15 protein-coding genes are annotated in these 14,400 nt (G+C 61.7%); 7 read left to right on the top strand and 8 right to left on the bottom strand.

Annotation, left to right across the window (positions count from 1 at the left end):
• Positions 1 to 153: 153 nt before the first annotated feature.
• The 4 genes from cysS (at position 154) to QKW60_RS13570 (ending at position 4,919) form a co-directional block, all read left to right on the top strand.
• Positions 154 to 1,578, top strand: coding sequence for a cysteine--tRNA ligase (gene cysS, locus QKW60_RS13585; protein WP_282369435.1), 1,425 nt, complete (start codon positions 154 to 156; stop codon positions 1,576 to 1,578).
• 247 nt (positions 1,579 to 1,825) lie between these two features.
• The gene (gene cimA / locus QKW60_RS13580) at positions 1,826 to 3,448 is read left to right on the top strand and encodes a citramalate synthase (RefSeq protein ID WP_282369433.1); all 1,623 of its coding nucleotides are present in this window, start codon (positions 1,826 to 1,828) and stop codon (positions 3,446 to 3,448) included.
• Positions 3,445 to 4,155, top strand: a complete 711-nt coding sequence (locus QKW60_RS13575; RefSeq protein WP_282369431.1) for a class I SAM-dependent methyltransferase — start codon at positions 3,445 to 3,447, stop codon at positions 4,153 to 4,155. The genes cimA and QKW60_RS13575 overlap by 4 nt, the downstream gene beginning before the upstream one ends.
• Positions 4,152 to 4,919, top strand: coding sequence for a squalene/phytoene synthase family protein (locus QKW60_RS13570; protein WP_282369429.1), 768 nt, complete (start codon positions 4,152 to 4,154; stop codon positions 4,917 to 4,919). Before QKW60_RS13575 ends, QKW60_RS13570 begins: the two co-directional genes overlap by 4 nt.
• 54 nt (positions 4,920 to 4,973) lie before the next feature.
• Here the strand turns inward: QKW60_RS13570 and QKW60_RS13565 are convergent, their stop codons facing one another.
• The 6 genes from QKW60_RS13565 to QKW60_RS13540 all read right to left on the bottom strand — a co-directional run bounded on the left by QKW60_RS13565 (position 4,974) and on the right by QKW60_RS13540 (position 10,452).
• Positions 4,974 to 6,194: an MFS transporter gene (locus QKW60_RS13565; RefSeq protein ID WP_282369427.1), complete on the bottom strand. Its 1,221-nt coding sequence runs from the start codon at positions 6,192 to 6,194 to the stop codon at positions 4,974 to 4,976.
• A 93-nt stretch (positions 6,195 to 6,287) separates the two neighbouring features.
• Positions 6,288 to 6,863: a retropepsin-like aspartic protease family protein gene (locus QKW60_RS13560; RefSeq protein WP_282369425.1), complete on the bottom strand. Its 576-nt coding sequence runs from the start codon at positions 6,861 to 6,863 to the stop codon at positions 6,288 to 6,290.
• Between the two features lie 3 nt (positions 6,864 to 6,866).
• Positions 6,867 to 7,484 carry a MarC family protein gene (locus tag QKW60_RS13555; RefSeq protein ID WP_282369423.1) on the bottom strand — a complete coding sequence of 206 codons (618 nt, stop codon included), beginning with the start codon at positions 7,482 to 7,484 and terminating at the stop codon, positions 6,867 to 6,869.
• 3 nt (positions 7,485 to 7,487) lie between these two features.
• Positions 7,488 to 9,332 carry an ABC-F family ATP-binding cassette domain-containing protein gene (locus tag QKW60_RS13550; protein WP_282369485.1) on the bottom strand — a complete coding sequence of 615 codons (1,845 nt, stop codon included), beginning with the start codon at positions 9,330 to 9,332 and terminating at the stop codon, positions 7,488 to 7,490.
• Positions 9,333 to 9,466: 134 nt separating this feature from the next.
• Positions 9,467 to 9,799 carry a HesB/IscA family protein gene (locus QKW60_RS13545; RefSeq protein WP_282369421.1) on the bottom strand — a complete coding sequence of 111 codons (333 nt, stop codon included), beginning with the start codon at positions 9,797 to 9,799 and terminating at the stop codon, positions 9,467 to 9,469.
• A gap of 110 nt (positions 9,800 to 9,909) precedes the next feature.
• The gene (locus tag QKW60_RS13540; protein WP_282369419.1) at positions 9,910 to 10,452 is read right to left on the bottom strand and encodes a carboxymuconolactone decarboxylase family protein; all 543 of its coding nucleotides are present in this window, start codon (positions 10,450 to 10,452) and stop codon (positions 9,910 to 9,912) included.
• A gap of 123 nt (positions 10,453 to 10,575) precedes the next feature.
• Between QKW60_RS13540 and QKW60_RS13535 the strand changes: the two genes are divergently transcribed.
• Both QKW60_RS13535 and QKW60_RS13530 read left to right on the top strand, forming a co-directional pair.
• A complete protein-coding gene (locus QKW60_RS13535; protein ID WP_282369417.1) occupies positions 10,576 to 11,151 on the top strand; it encodes a TetR/AcrR family transcriptional regulator in 576 nt (191 codons plus the stop codon).
• Positions 11,152 to 11,213: 62 nt separating this feature from the next.
• The gene (locus tag QKW60_RS13530; protein ID WP_282369415.1) at positions 11,214 to 12,389 is read left to right on the top strand and encodes a deoxyguanosinetriphosphate triphosphohydrolase; all 1,176 of its coding nucleotides are present in this window, start codon (positions 11,214 to 11,216) and stop codon (positions 12,387 to 12,389) included.
• Positions 12,390 to 12,462: 73 nt separating this feature from the next.
• Here QKW60_RS13530 and QKW60_RS13525 read toward each other — a convergent pair whose 3' ends face one another.
• A complete protein-coding gene (locus QKW60_RS13525; RefSeq protein ID WP_282369413.1) occupies positions 12,463 to 13,302 on the bottom strand; it encodes an alpha/beta fold hydrolase in 840 nt (279 codons plus the stop codon).
• Positions 13,303 to 13,409: 107 nt separating this feature from the next.
• On the opposite strand from QKW60_RS13525, the gene QKW60_RS13520 reads away from it, so the two are divergent.
• Positions 13,410 to 14,024: a CGNR zinc finger domain-containing protein gene (locus QKW60_RS13520; RefSeq protein WP_282369411.1), complete on the top strand. Its 615-nt coding sequence runs from the start codon at positions 13,410 to 13,412 to the stop codon at positions 14,022 to 14,024.
• A 75-nt stretch (positions 14,025 to 14,099) separates the two neighbouring features.
• Here QKW60_RS13520 and QKW60_RS13515 read toward each other — a convergent pair whose 3' ends face one another.
• The gene (locus tag QKW60_RS13515; RefSeq protein WP_282369409.1) at positions 14,100 to 14,384 is read right to left on the bottom strand and encodes a hypothetical protein; all 285 of its coding nucleotides are present in this window, start codon (positions 14,382 to 14,384) and stop codon (positions 14,100 to 14,102) included.
• Positions 14,385 to 14,400: the final 16 nt, after the last annotated feature.

The raw sequence follows: 14,400 nt of genomic DNA, 5'->3' as shown, positions 1-14,400 counted from the left end.
GTGCATTATGCACAAGGCCATGAAACTCAACGGCACCATCTGCATTTGCTGCATTACCGGCTGACATAAGTCAGGCGGGCCGTTCTTGTCGTTTTCATCGAACCGAGAGACTGGTAAGCCCGCCGCCGGGATGCGCGCGCAAGGGATATAGGCATGACCGAAATCAGGCTCAGCAATACAAAGACCCGCAGGAAAGAAGTCTTTACGCCCATCGACCCCGAAAACGTGCGGATGTATGTCTGCGGTCCCACGGTCTATGACCGCGCCCATATCGGCAATGCCCGACCCGTGATTGTCTTCGACGTGCTCTTTCGCCTTCTCCGCCATGTCTACGGTGCGGACCACGTCACCTATGTCCGCAACTTCACCGACGTTGACGACAAGATCAACGCCGAGGCGCAGCGCCGCAAGGATGCGGGCGATCCCCGCAGCCTTGAGGAACTGATCCGCGAACGCACGGATGAGACGATCCGCTGGTACCACGACGACATGGGCGCGCTAGGCAACCTGACGCCGTCCGCCGAACCGCGCGCGACCGAATATATCGGCCAGATGATCGCGATGATCGCGGACCTGATCGCGCGGGGCCACGCCTATGAGAAAGAAGGTCACGTTCTCTTCCGCGTCCGCTCCTATGAGGGTTACGGCAAACTTTCAGGCCGCTCCGTCGACGACATGATCGCGGGCGCGAGAGTGGAGGTGGCACCCTTCAAGGAAGACCCGATGGACTTCGTCCTCTGGAAGCCCTCCACCGACGACCTGCCGGGTTGGGAGAGCCCGTGGGGCAGGGGCCGCCCCGGCTGGCATATCGAATGCTCGGCCATGAGCCATGAACTGCTGGGCGACAGCTTCGACATCCATGGAGGCGGCATCGACCTGCAATTTCCCCACCACGAGAACGAGATCGCCCAGTCGATGTGCAGCCACCCCGAGGTCGAGTTCGCCAGGGTCTGGATGCATAACGAGATGCTTCAGGTCGAGGGCAAGAAGATGTCGAAATCGCTCGGCAACTTCTTCACGGTGAGGGACTTGCTGGATCAAGGTGTGTCGGGCGAAGTGATACGCTTTGTCTATCTCTCAACTCATTATTCCAAACCAATGGACTGGACGGTTGAGAAGGCAGTCGCAGCCGAAGCGAAAATTCATGGATTCATAGAATTGGTCGCCATGTACGGTGATCTGGAAGAAGCCAAGGCGCTGGAACCAGAGAAGGCAGTTATCGACGCGCTGTCTGATGACCTGAACACACACGCGGCCTTGGAAGTGATTTCCAAGATGACTGACGCCGGAACTGCCAGCCGTCTCGCGCGGAATTTGGTGTTTATCGGGTTGTTTACTTACGAGAGACTGGCTGAGCGGGTGAATGACTATCGAATGGGGCTGGCGCTTTTGCAGTCGAAAGCGGTTGAGCTTCAGAAACTTCGTGATGAAGCGATACTTTCGAAAGATTTCTCGCGCGTCGATGTTTTCAAGGAGATGTTGGCGCGCGCGAATGTAAGCGTGCAGATGACGAAGACCGGTGTCCACCTACGACCCGAAATGGACTTCGACCCCGCCAAACTGGAGGCTCTGAAATGAGTTGGCTTGTGGCGGTCATGGAACAACACAGGCTTGCGCCGGACCCGCGGGGGGGGCGCGTTTGCGCCCGCCCCGGGGGGGCGGGTCGGGCGCAAGCCGGTTCGCAGGCGAACCGGCAAGGGGACAGGCTTTTCGCTGATCTGGAATGCGGGGCGGGAAGAGTTAGTCGTAGTGTCGTCCCGGGCCTGACCCGGGACCTCCGGATGGATCAAGAGGCCCCGGATCAGGTCCGGGGCGGGTGTGCCTTATGACGAAGGAACGCCTCTACCTCTACGACACCACCTTGCGCGACGGGCAGCAGACGCAGGGCGTGCAGTTCTCCGTCGCCGAAAAGCGCCAGATCGCTGAAGCGCTCGACGCGATGGGCATCGACCATATCGAGGGTGGCTGGCCCGGCGCGAACCCGACGGACAGCGAGTTCTTTGACAACCGTCCCGAGACGAAAGCAACTTTCACCGCCTTCGGCATGACCAAGCGGGCCGGGCGCTCCGCCGAAAACGACGATACGCTCGCTGCCGTTCTGAATGCGGGCACACCCGCCGTCTGCCTTGTCGGCAAGACCCATGACTTTCACGTCACCACCGCGCTCGGCATCACGCTCGACGAGAACCTCGAAAGCATCGGTGCATCGGTTGCCCATCTTGTCGGTAAAGGGCGTGAGGCGCTTTTCGATGCCGAGCATTTCTTTGACGGCTACAAGGCCAATCCCGCCTATGCGCTCGACTGCCTGAAAGCCGCGCATGAGGCAGGTGCCCGCTGGATCGTGCTCTGCGACACCAATGGCGGCACCTTGCCCGCCGAGGTCGGCCGCATCACCGCCGAGGTCATCGCGGCAGGTATCCCCGGTGACCGCCTCGGTATTCACACCCATAACGACACCGAAAACGCCGTGGCGGCCAGCCTTGCCGCCGTCGATGCCGGCGCGCGGCAGATTCAGGGCACGCTGAACGGTCTGGGCGAGCGCTGCGGCAATGCCAGTCTTACGGCTCTCATCCCGACGCTTCTGCTCAAGGACCCCTATGCCAGCCGCTTTGAAACCGGCGTCACGAAAGCAGCCCTGAAGACCCTGACCCGCGCGAGCCGGATGCTCGACGACATCCTGAACCGCGTGCCCCTGCGCAGCGCGGCCTATGTCGGTGCGTCGGCGTTCGCCCACAAGGCGGGGCTCCATGCGAGCGCGATCCTTAAGGACCCGACAACTTACGAACACGTCGATCCCGCATTGGTCGGCAATGAACGCGTTATCCCGATGTCCAATCAGGCCGGGCAGTCGAACCTGCGCATGCGCCTTGCCGCCGCCGGGATCGAGGTCGCGCCGAAGGATCCTGCCCTGTCGCGCATTCTTGAGATCATCAAGGAGCGCGAGGATCAGGGATACGCCTATGACGGCGCGCAGGCCTCGTTCGAGTTGCTGGCGCGGCGGGAACTTGGCCTTCTGCCAGACTACTTCGAGGTCAAGCGCTACCGCGTGACGGTCGAGCGGCGGAAGAACAAGTACAACCGGATGGTGACGCTGTCCGAGGCGGTCGTCGTGGTGAAGATCGGCGGCGAAAAGACACTCTCGGTCAGTGAAAGCATGGATGAGACGGGCAGCGACCGGGGGCCCGTCAACGCGTTGGCCAAGGCGCTCGCCAAGGACCTCGGCCCCTATCAGGCGGCGATCGACGACATGAAGCTCGTGGATTTCAAGGTGCGGATTACCCAAGGCGGGACCGAGGCCGTGACCCGCGTCATCATCGACAGCGAAGACGGGGCGGGGCATCGGTGGTCCACGGTCGGCGTCAGCCCGAACATCGTCGACGCCTCGTTCGAGGCGCTGCTTGATGCGATTACCTGGAAACTTGTGCATGACGGCGTGACCCCGGCATGAACGAAGATCCGTTCTTCACCCTCCACCGCGACATTCCCCGGCAGGGGCCGGGAACGCCCGAGGATGTGCTCTGGGTTCTCGACCAGATAGATCCGCCTGCGCGCATCATCGATGCCGGTTGTGGGCCGGGCGCGGATATCGAGGCCTTCGCCGCCAACCTGCCCAAGGTGGAAGTGGACGGCTTTGACATCGTGCCGCATTTCGTCGAGGAGGCACGCGACCGGCTAAGCTGCTTCGGCCCGCGCGTCAGGGTCTGGTGCGGCGATATGGAAGAGATCATCGGCCCTGCCGATCTGATCTGGTCGGCAGGTGCTGTCTATTTCCTCGGCATCGAAACGGCCCTTGCCCGCTGGCGCGCGGCACTTGCACCGGGTGGGGTGATCGCATTCTCCGAACCGGTCTTTCTGACCGATCCGCCATCAAAAGCGGCGGCCGCTTTCTGGGCCGACTGTCCCGGTGTCGGCATGGCGGACAAGATCGCCACACGCGTCGAAAGCGCAGGCTTCAGGACCCGCGCCACGCGGCTCATCACCGGGCGGGCCTGGCTCGACTACTACCTGCCGCTGATGTCGCGCGCCGCGCGGCTCAGGATCGGGGCGGGGCCGGATCTGGCCCGCGAACTCGACGCGGCAGAGGACGAGTTCGCGGGGTGGCGCGCCGCCCCGACCGATATCGCCTATCTTCTCAGCGTCGTGGAACCGGCATGACCGAGGCCTGCGCCGCGCTTGTTGAGGAGGGCGATCCGGGCCGCTTCGCCGCAACCATGGCCGCCCCCGTCGCGGTGCGCGGGAAACTCTGGCCGCTTTACGCCGCCAATCTGGAGATCGCACGCGCACCATGGGCAGCATCTGAGCCGATGGTCGCCGAGATGCGGCTGCAATGGTGGATCGACACGATTACTGATCTTGCCAAGGGGTCCGACCGGCGCGGCCATCCGGTGACCGAGGCACTGTCTCCCATGTTGCAGCGTGACCCCGCACTTGCGTCACTTCTGAACGGTATCGCCGAAGCGCGGCGCTGGGATTGCTGGCGAGAGCCATTCGAGGATCGTGGCGCCTTTGACATGTATCTCGACCAGACCTCGGGCAATCTGATCTGGGCCGCCGCCCGCGCGCTCGGCGCGCCCTCCTCATGTGAGGGGGCGGTGCGCGCCTTCGCCTGGGGCGCCGGGCTCGCTGCCTATTTCCGCGCAGCGCCGGAACTGGAGGCGCGTGGCCGCGTGCCCTTCACGGATGGTCGCCCGGAATCACTCCGTTTACTCGCCTCCGAGGGCCGCGCTCGTATCGCACAGGCAAAGGCCGCCAACATCCCGCTCCACGCCCGGCCCGCACTCTTGCCCGGTGCCACGGCTGATGCCGTGCTGAAACAGGCGGAACGCGATCCGTGCCGTATCGCCGATGGGCGGCTTGGTGTTTCCGGTATTGCCGAAAAATGGGCGCTGCTGACGCGCGCGCTTACCGGGCGGTACTGAGTCCCACTTTCTGTCGGGCAATATTCCGGGGGTCCGGGGGCTGGCCCCCGGTCCTCACATCGCTCTTGGCCGCAGCACCAGCCAGATGAGCGATCCGCCCGCGAGGACCAGAAACGGCAGCATTGCAAGGTTCACCGCCTGCCAACCAGCGATCACACTCGTCCCCGAACAGTTCATCAGACCGCCGGAGGCCAAAGAGGCGACGGTCACACCGCCGAAGACGACGAGATCGTTGATGCCCTGAATCCGGCCCCTCTCCTCTGGTGCATGAGCGGTGGCCAGCAATGTCGTGGCGCCGATGAACCCGAAGTTCCAGCCGAGCCCCAGAAGGATCAGTGCGACATAGAACTGTTCCAGCGCGACCCCGGACAGGGCCACTGCGCCTGCGCCTGCCAGGATGGCCAGACCTGTGCCCATGATCGCGGGCGGGCCGAACCGGGCGATCAGATGGCCGGTGAAAAAGGATGGAATGAACATCGCCAGAACATGGGCCGAAACGATATCGGCCGCATCGCCCTCCTCAAAACCACAGCCGACCACGGCGAGCGGGGTGGAGGTCATCACAAGGTTCATCAGCGCGTAGCTCACCATCGCGCAGATCATGGCGACAAGGATCGTCGGATCGCGGAGCATCTCCATCCGGGTGCGCCCCATTGGCTCGCCGTTTTTCCGCCTGGGAGGGCGGGGAATATCAAGCAACAGGAACAGGCCCGCGCCGAGGATGTTCAGGGCAGCGATTGCGACATAGGTGCCGAGAAAGGCCACCGGCAAGGCATCGGTCGTGGCCTTTGCGATCTGCGGTCCCACGATGGCCGAGGCGAGCCCACCCGCCATGACCCATGAAATCGCTTTGGGGCGGAAGGTATCCGAAGCTGTATCGGCGGCGGCGAAGCGATAAAATCCTTGTGCCGACATGTAGATACCGGTCAGGAATGACCCGGCAAGGAAGACCAGGAAGGAACCATGATACAATCCTGCGGCGCTGACGGCTGCGCCGGCCGCACCTCCGGTCGTGCCAAGCCAAAACCCCGCCCTTCGCCCAAATCGACTCATAAGTGCGGACATCGGCGTCGCCATCAGCATCGAAGATAAGACGATCATCGTGATGGGTAGCGTGGCGAGGCAGGGGTTGGGCGACAGCATCTGACCCGACAAGCCAGCGACAATGAAAACCATCGGCATCTGCGCACCAAGCACGGCCTGTGCGAGGATCAGCACGAAGACGTTTCGTTTTGCTCGGTGCGAATAGTCGGGCAGGGGGGCGGTGACTTCCATGCTGCCTGCCTAATCGCGCTTCGCGGCATTTCGCAAGTGCGACCTTGTCGCGGGTACAATTTGTCGCCCCTCGCCGGTGCTGTTTCCGGCAGCCTATCGCCTCAGGGTCAGCCGGTCCGGCCGCAATATCATTTCAAACCGGCCGAGATAGCTCATCCCAAGCAGCGAGGTATCAAGCTCGCCGCCATTCACGACAGCCGGAAGGTTGGTATCGGTCTGGCCGCCGAGTGTGAAGCTTTCCAGTCTGACAGGGGCGGTTTCCACCCGGCCATTGGCCGTCATTGCGCTGCCGAAAAAATTCAGCGTATCTGGATCAAGCCCGGCGCGTTCGGCATCGCGCCGCGTCAGAACGATCTCGCTTGCCCCGGTATCGACGACGAAAAGCACCTTGGCGCCGTTGATCTCCGCAGCAAGGTAGAAATGCCCGTCATTGGCCACCGGAACTTCCAGCGTGTCGCCCCTGACTACGGCTTCGGTCGGATAGGCCCCGCGCCTGATATCGCTCCAAACGCCCGCAACGGCGATGGCGCCGAGGAAAATCAGCGCCCAGATCGCGGCCTGCTGCGCGGTTTTGCCCAGCCGGTCCCGGTTTTCCATCAGGAAATAGCCGCCAACCACAGTGCCAAGCAGAACGAGATAGATGAGCCGGGGAAGGTCTTCGCTGTCCATGGCTCAGATGAGCCCAGTGCCCTTGACGCCGTCAACGACGAACTGCACCGACAGAGCCGCAAGCAGCATGCCCAAAAGCCTCGTGATGACCAGCAGCCCGGTCCGGCCGATGGCGCGTTCGATGGTTCCAGCGGCAAGGAAGAAAAGGAAGGACACGGCGACGACTGTGATCATCACGCCATGGATGGCGAGCGTATGGGCCACGCCCGAGGCAGGGGAGTTGTTGACGAGCAGGATCATCGTCGTGAACGCCCCCGGCCCGGCAATGAGCGGCGTGGCAAGTGGAAAGACAGACGGGTCGTGATCGGGATCGGCATGTTGCCCTTCGCGCCGTTGGGTGCGGCGTTCAAAGAGCATGTCGAGTGCGGTGACGAACAGAAGGATCCCGCCCGAAATCTTGAAGGCGGGCATGGTGATGCCGATGACCGCAAGGATCTTGTCGCCAAGCAGCCCGAAGAGCGTAAGCAGGATGATCGCGATGACGCAGGACCGCAAAGCGAGACGGCGGCGGCGGCGATCCTCCATGCCCTGCGTGAGCGCCACGAAAAGCGGTGTCAGCGCCAGGGGGTCGATGATCACGAAGAGCGTGACGAAGGCGGTTATGTAGAATTGCAGATCCATCGCTCAGGCCTCCGCCAGTTCCAGCTTCTCCGCCGCTTTCAGCCAAAGGGCCTCGGCGCGGTCCAGCCCCTCCATCACCTCGGCATATTTCTTCTGCCAGACGACCGCTTCGGCGGGCCGGTCGTAAAGCTCCGGATCGGCCAGCTTCACCGCCAGTTTGTCGCGCATTTCGTTCAGCTTGGACAGCCTTTCCTCGCATTTGCGCAACTCGGACTTCAGCGCAAGGATCGTGTCGCGCGAGGGGCGGGGGGCCTTGTCTTTTGGTTTTTCGGACGGTTTGTCGGCCTCGTCTCCGGCGAGGAGTTCCTTGCGGTAGCTCTCCAGGTCACCGGAATAGGGCGCGACCGCGCCGCCCTTGACCAGCCAGAGCCGATCGGCCACGAGACCCAGAAGGTGCATGTCGTGGCTGACGAGGATGACTGCACCGGAATACTCGGTCAACGCCTCAACCAGCGCCTCGCGGCTTTCGATATCCAGATGGTTCGTGGGTTCGTCGAGGATCAGCAGATGCGGCGCGTCGATGGTGGCCAGCAGCAGCGACAACCGCGCCTTCTGCCCGCCCGACAGCCGCGCGACAACCGTGTCGGCCTGATCCGCGCCAAGTCCGAATCCGGCAAGCCGGGCGCGCAAGCGCGGCTGCCCCTCGGCGGGCCTCAGCCGCATGATGTGCTGCAGTGGTGTTTCATCCAGATGCAGTTCATCGACCTGATGCTGGGCAAAATAGCCGATCCGCAGCTTTGACGAGCGGACGATCTTTCCCGCGCAAGGTTGAAGTTTTCCCGCCAATAGCTTGGAAAGTGTAGATTTTCCTTCGCCATTCCTGCCCAAAAGCGCGATCCGGTCATCCTGGTCGATGCGCAGGTCGAGCCGAGTCAGAACCGGCGGGCCATCATAGCCGACCGCAGTGCCTTCCATCGTGATGATCGGCGGCGAAAGCTGTTCCGGCTCGGGGAAAGTGAAGACGACCTTTTTCGCCTCTTCCGGCGCAAGGATCGGCGTCATCTTTTCCAGCATCTTGACGCGCGACTGCGCCTGCACGGCTTTCGATGCCTTTGCCTTGAACCGGTCGACAAAGCTTTGCAGATGCGCCCGGCGCGCATCCTGCTTTTTGGCCTCGGCGGCCTGAACCGCCCGCAAGGCCGCGCGTTGGCGCGCAAACTGGTCGTATGGCCCGGACCAAAGCGTCAGCTTGCGGTTCTCCAGATGCAGGATCGCGCCCACGGCCCGGTTCAGAAGGCCGCGGTCGTGGCTGATGATGATGACCGTATGGGGGTACTTGGCCAGATAGCTCTCCAGCCAAAGCGCGCCTTCAAGGTCGAGATAGTTGGTCGGTTCGTCGAGAAGCAAGAGATCTGGCTGGGCAAAGAGCACGCCCGCAAGCGCCACCCGCATACGCCAACCGCCCGAGAAATCTGAACAGGGTCGCTGCTGGTCTGCATTGTCGAACCCCAGCCCTTTTAGGATCGCCGAGGCACGGCCCTCGGCCGACCATGCGTCGATATCCGCAAGCCGCGCCTGAATCTCGGCGATCCGATGGGGGTCACTCGCGGTCTCGGCCTCTGCCATGAGGCTCGCGCGTTCGGTATCGGCCTCAAGGACCGTATCCAGAAGCGAGGTCGACGAGGACGGCACTTCCTGTGCCACGCCGCCGATCTTCGCCCGCGATGGCATGGCGATCTCGCCACCCTCCAGCGCCAGTTCCCCCCGGATCAGCCGAAAAAGCGTGGTCTTGCCCGCGCCATTGGCGCCGACAAGGCCGACCTTGTGACCGGTCGGCACGACGGCCGAGGCGCCCTCAAACAGGGGGCGGCCTTCGACGCTGTAGGTGATGTCACTGATCCTGAGCATGGCCGCGCCATAGCAGAGCGCCGGGGCGGCGAAAAGCACATGTGCTTCACCTTGCCGCAAATTCTCCCGTTGAAGACGCGCCCGCGTATGCGAGCCAGCAAAGAGCGTCACGCCGGACCGGCGGGTCCCTCAGGTCAGATGGAAAACGAAGTGCCGCAGCCGCAGGAGGATGTGGCGTTCGGGTTCTCGACAACGAAACGCGCGCCGATCAGTTCCTCGGAAAAGTCGATGACAGCATTTGAGAGGAAGGGCAGGGAGACGGAGTCGATCAGTACCTTCTGGCCTCCACCCTCAAGAACCAGATCGTCCGGGGTCGGGTCATCCAGTCGGATGTCGTACTGAAACCCCGAGCAGCCACCGCCCTCTACCGCGACGCGCAAAGCCTTCATCGCACCGGAATCGGCATTGATCTCGGCAAGCCGGGCAAAGGCCCGTTCGGTGACTTTCGGGGGCAGGGTGAGGGACATGATCGTCGTGTGTAATTGCTCTCACACCCAAGATAGTGACGGGGAAGGGGTTCCGCAACCGGGTGGGGGACAGCAGGCCAAAGGCAGCATGCCCGGTTGCGGATCGGTGGTCATGCGGCTTCGGCACGCACCACGGGGAAGTCGATGTCAGTTGCGAAGATGTGGTTGAGGTAGTTGGTGAAGATGTTCTGGACCACTGCGCCCACGGTTTCGACGACATCGGCATTGGTCAGCCCGGCCGCGCGCGCCGCCTCAAGGTCGGCATCGGAGATCAGGCCGCGGTTTTCGGTGATGACGCGGGCGAGTCGGAGGATTGCGGCAGTGCGTGGCGCTGCCGAAGCGGCCTGGCGGTTCGCGGCGATCTCGGTCGCCGGAACCTTCATCCCCGACGAGATGGCGCTGTGGGCCGAGAGGCAATAGTCACATCCGTTGGTCTGACCGACGACAAGTGCGACGGCTTCACGCTCCTGCGCGGTAAAGCTGCCCTTGCCGAGCGCATCGCCAAGGCCGAGCAGCGCAGCGAGCGTCGACGGGCTGTGGCCCGTGGTGCGGTAGAGGTTCGGAACCATGCCGATCTTGCCCTTCACGGCGGCAAAGATCGCGGTGGCTTCGGGTGATGCGTCTGAGTCAGTCAGGGGAGAAATGCGGGGCATATCTGGTCTCTTTCAGTTTCAAGGAAGGGGCTTTGCAGCACCGGTAAATGGGTCCTATTATGTTTCGGACTGTATGGTAAAGAATAATTACGGACTGAACGGTAACAAATTCGGGAGCACGCGATGGCACGTCCCCTTGGATTCGATCCGGAAGACGCGAGAACCGCGCTAATGAACGTGTTCTGGGCGCGTGGATACGAGGCGACCTCGATGCAGGACATCGAGGCAGCGACGGGTCTTCGCAAACAAAGCCTTTACCGTTACTTCGGTGACAAGCACGCGATGTATCTCGCGGCGCTGCGGTCCTACGAAGAATGCGTGGTCGCCGAGGCGGAACGGATTCTTGGCGAAACACCGGGACCTGCGCGGGCGCGGTTCTCGGCCCTTCTCGACTGGGTAATCCGCTCCTCGTCCGACACAGGGGGGATGCGTGGATGTTTCCTCGCCAATGCGAGTGCGGAAGCAAGTGCAGCCGACCCCGAAACGGCAGAGGTTCTTGCCGCGATGAGCGGTCGTATGGCTGATGCATTCGGCGCGGCACTTGCTGCCGACACGAAGTATCGTGACGACGCCGACCTCAGGCGCGCGCGGACACGGCACCTGCTCGCAGCCTATGTTGGCCTCAGGGTCTTGGTGAAGGGAGCGTTCGATGCGGCGGCGGTGCGCGAGGCAGCGGATGATCTACTTTTATCGGTCTGAAAGGCCTGTTCGCTGTACCGTTCCCCTCCTATAGTCGCGGCAAAGACGAAAGACAGACACCTATGCTCGCCCCCTATGCCTGCCAGCCCGACGAAAGCCGCGGCAGGCTTTATCCCGAACGCATGTCCACCTTCCGCTCGCCCTTCCAGCGCGACCGGGACAGGATCATCCATTCCTCGGCCTTCCGGCGGCTGAAGCACAAGACGCAGGTTTTTGTCGAACATGAGGGCGATTATTATCGCACCCGCCTGACCCATACGATCGAGGTGGCGCAGGTCGCGCGAACCATTGCGGGTACGCTGGGGCTAAATGTTGAATTGGCCGAGGCCATTGCTTTGGCCCATGACCTCGGCCATCCACCCTTCGGTCATACCGGCGAGGATGCGCTGCATGATCTGATGGCGCCCTATGGCGGCTTCGATCACAACGCGCAGGCCATTCGCATCGTCACCCGGCTGGAACGGCACTACGCCGATTTCGACGGGCTGAACCTGACATGGGAGACGCTGGAAGGCATCGCCAAGCATAACGGTCCGGTCATCGGCCCCCATGCCTCGGGCTCTCATGCGGTGAAGGAAGGGGGCGAAATGCCCTATGCGCTGGCCCAGTTCAACGCCGAATACGATCTGGAACTGCACACCCATGCCTCGGCCGAGGCGCAGGTGGCCGCCGTTGCCGATGACGTGGCCTATAACCACCACGACCTGCATGATGGTCTGCGCGCGGGGCTGTTCACCGAGGCCGATCTGATGGACCTGCCCGTCACCGGCCCCTGTTTCGAAGAGGTCGACAGGCTCTATCCCGACCTCGACCCGACCCGCCGGCGGCATGAGGCCCTGCGCCGCGTCTTCGGCGTGATGGTGGAGGATGTGATCGCGGTTGCCCAGAACCGCCTGACCTCCAGCCAGCCGCAATCGGCGCAGGCGATCCGCGACATGGACGGGCCGATCATCCGCTTTTCCAAGCCGCTCTACCAGAACCTGAAAGCGATCAAATCCTTCCTCTTTACCCGCATGTACCGGGCGCCGACCGTGGTTGTCGAACGCAAGCGGGTTACGGCGATGATCAATGATCTCTTCCCGCTCTTCCTGAAAGACCCGTCGCAACTGCCCGCAGAGTGGCACGCCGATGTGGCACGGGCGCGGAACGAGACCGAACTCGCGCGGGTCGTCCTCGACTATGTCGCGGGCATGACCGACCGCTTCGCGATACAGGAACACGAGAGGCTCTGCGGTTAACCGGCAGTGCTGATACGTGCTGTATCGACAGATTACATACTGCCGATACTCCTCCAGTCCCCAGAGTTGCCGGTCAAGCCTGAGAAGGCAGTTTCGGCTCCATAAACCGAAGCACCTGATCCACGACAGCATCCGCAGCCTCAAGTTGGGGCAGGTGCCCCACGCCTGGCAACATCGAAAACTCCGCATTCCGAATCAGGGCATGAAGGGCCTGGCCACGTTTTAGTGGAATCCAGGGATCATCTTGCCCCCAGACGATTTTAACGGGGCAACGTATCTCGCTATACAGTGGCTCGACTTCGGCGGTGTATTTCTCGTCGGCTTGGGCAAACTGGCGGTAAAAGCTGGCTGACCCGGCCTTCGTGAGCCAGGGCGCGACAAGTTCATCAAAATCGTCTGAAGCGATATCGTTGACAAGTGCACCTTCGATATAAGCCCTAACCAATGCGCGATGAATGTGCGGGGGTAAGCCCTGGAACGCATCTACATGCCGCCCTACGTGGTCGAAGAAATCCGACCCCCAAGGCCGCATCGCCACGACGTTCATGAGCATGTATTTTTCAAAATCACAGCCGTGCAAAAGGTGGGCACGCAAAGTTGTCGCGCCCCCGAAATCGTGTGCCAGGACGCGAGGTCGGCCAAGTCCCCAGTTGTCCAGCAGTTCTGCAAAAATCTCACCCTGAACATCTAGGGATGTTCTCTGATGATTGCTTTTGGCCGACTGACCATAGCCCGGCATATCATACCAATGAACACGGTAGTGCTCGGCCAGTTCAGGGATCACGCGATGCCAGGAAAAAGAGGACCAGGGCCATCCATGTGCCAGCACGAGGTCTGGTCCATCTCCTGCGCGCCCTGCCGCAACCGTACCTGCGGCCGTCTCATAACGCTCTTCCAAACCCCAACCGTGCATGCTGCCTCTCGAATCTTACTGTTAAAATAATTTAGATAGTAAGATATATGAGCTCTTAACACCGTCAAGTAATAGTTTTACGGTAAGATATGGATGGATTCGATCAGATGGACTGGACCGAAGGCGACTTCATTGGTGGCCATCCAGTACTCGATTTCCTCAACACGGCCGCAGGTCGCACCAAGCAGCGCGACGTTGAGCGATTGGTCGATTTTGAGACTTTCCTCAAATGGTCTTGCGTCGCTGGCATAGTGTCCGAGAGCGAGGTGAACGCTCTAACAGATCGTCTGCATCGCGATCCAACAGGAGCAGGAACGGCGCTGTCCGACGTATGTCGATTTCGCGAAGCGTTGCATGGTTGCCTGATCGCCGAACAGGCGGGCTCGGAATGGCCCGAGGATGCTAAGGCACTTGTGATTTCTAATCTCCGCGATTGCCTTGCAAAAGCCCAGCTCGCAAAGTGCGCCGCAAGCTATGAGTGGTCCGTTTCAGCGTGTGAAACTGATCTGGCGCTGCCACTAACCAGGCTGGTTCTTGAAACAGAAGCCCTTTTGCGAAGCGATGACCTCGCTCGTATGCGCTGTTGCGACCGTTGCTCCTGGCTCTTTATAGATCGTGGCCGTGGACCGTCTCGCCGTTGGTGTAGCATGGCAGCCTGTGGAAGCCGCGCGAAATCGGCGCGTTACTATCAGCGCAAAACTGGTAACGGGGATGAAAGGTAATTTGATCGGGCGCGGTGGAAGTTCAAGTACTTTCGAAATCCGACAGGATTGTTGTGGTGTTGCCAAATACCTTTCCTACCCGCCCGCCTTGTCATCCTTTACCCGCCCCAGAATGTAACCCGCGATCGTGCCGATCAGGCCATAGACGGCTGAGCGGTCGGCGATGCTCGAATCCGGGATGAACGAGATCATCACCACGGTCGGTATGACAAGGCAGACGGTCAGGATGCGGATATTGTTCTCGGCCAAGGCCACGTTGTGGCGGACCATGACATAGCCCACGAGAAAGAGGGCGATGGCGGCGATTCCGATCACACCGACCAGCGCGATGGTCTGATGCATGGTGACAACTTCGTCCATGTAAAAGGCTCCCGTC

The sequence above is a fragment of the Albidovulum aestuarii genome, assembly GCF_029961185.1.
GTDB classification, from domain to species: Bacteria; Pseudomonadota; Alphaproteobacteria; order Rhodobacterales; family Rhodobacteraceae; genus Albidovulum; species Albidovulum aestuarii.
Note: the sequence above shows the minus strand (reverse complement) of the source record. Positions and strands in the feature narration are given on the sequence as shown.

Coding starts and splice junctions, on each gene's coding strand:
- cysS (WP_282369435.1), top strand. CDS start 154: ATGACCGAAATCAGGCTCAGCAATACAAAGACCCGCAGGAAAGAAGTC.
- QKW60_RS13520 (WP_282369411.1), top strand. CDS start 13,410: ATGGACTGGACCGAAGGCGACTTCATTGGTGGCCATCCAGTACTCGAT.
- QKW60_RS13555 (WP_282369423.1), bottom strand. CDS start 7,484: ATGGATCTGCAATTCTACATAACCGCCTTCGTCACGCTCTTCGTGATC.
- QKW60_RS13545 (WP_282369421.1), bottom strand. CDS start 9,799: ATGTCCCTCACCCTGCCCCCGAAAGTCACCGAACGGGCCTTTGCCCGG.
- QKW60_RS13525 (WP_282369413.1), bottom strand. CDS start 13,302: ATGCACGGTTGGGGTTTGGAAGAGCGTTATGAGACGGCCGCAGGTACG.
- QKW60_RS13570 (WP_282369429.1), top strand. CDS start 4,152: ATGACCGAGGCCTGCGCCGCGCTTGTTGAGGAGGGCGATCCGGGCCGC.
- QKW60_RS13565 (WP_282369427.1), bottom strand. CDS start 6,194: ATGGAAGTCACCGCCCCCCTGCCCGACTATTCGCACCGAGCAAAACGA.
- QKW60_RS13575 (WP_282369431.1), top strand. CDS start 3,445: ATGAACGAAGATCCGTTCTTCACCCTCCACCGCGACATTCCCCGGCAG.
- QKW60_RS13530 (WP_282369415.1), top strand. CDS start 11,214: ATGCTCGCCCCCTATGCCTGCCAGCCCGACGAAAGCCGCGGCAGGCTT.
- QKW60_RS13560 (WP_282369425.1), bottom strand. CDS start 6,863: ATGGACAGCGAAGACCTTCCCCGGCTCATCTATCTCGTTCTGCTTGGC.
- QKW60_RS13535 (WP_282369417.1), top strand. CDS start 10,576: ATGGCACGTCCCCTTGGATTCGATCCGGAAGACGCGAGAACCGCGCTA.
- QKW60_RS13550 (WP_282369485.1), bottom strand. CDS start 9,332: ATGCTCAGGATCAGTGACATCACCTACAGCGTCGAAGGCCGCCCCCTG.
- QKW60_RS13540 (WP_282369419.1), bottom strand. CDS start 10,452: ATGCCCCGCATTTCTCCCCTGACTGACTCAGACGCATCACCCGAAGCC.
- QKW60_RS13515 (WP_282369409.1), bottom strand. CDS start 14,384: ATGGACGAAGTTGTCACCATGCATCAGACCATCGCGCTGGTCGGTGTG.
- cimA (WP_282369433.1), top strand. CDS start 1,826: ATGACGAAGGAACGCCTCTACCTCTACGACACCACCTTGCGCGACGGG.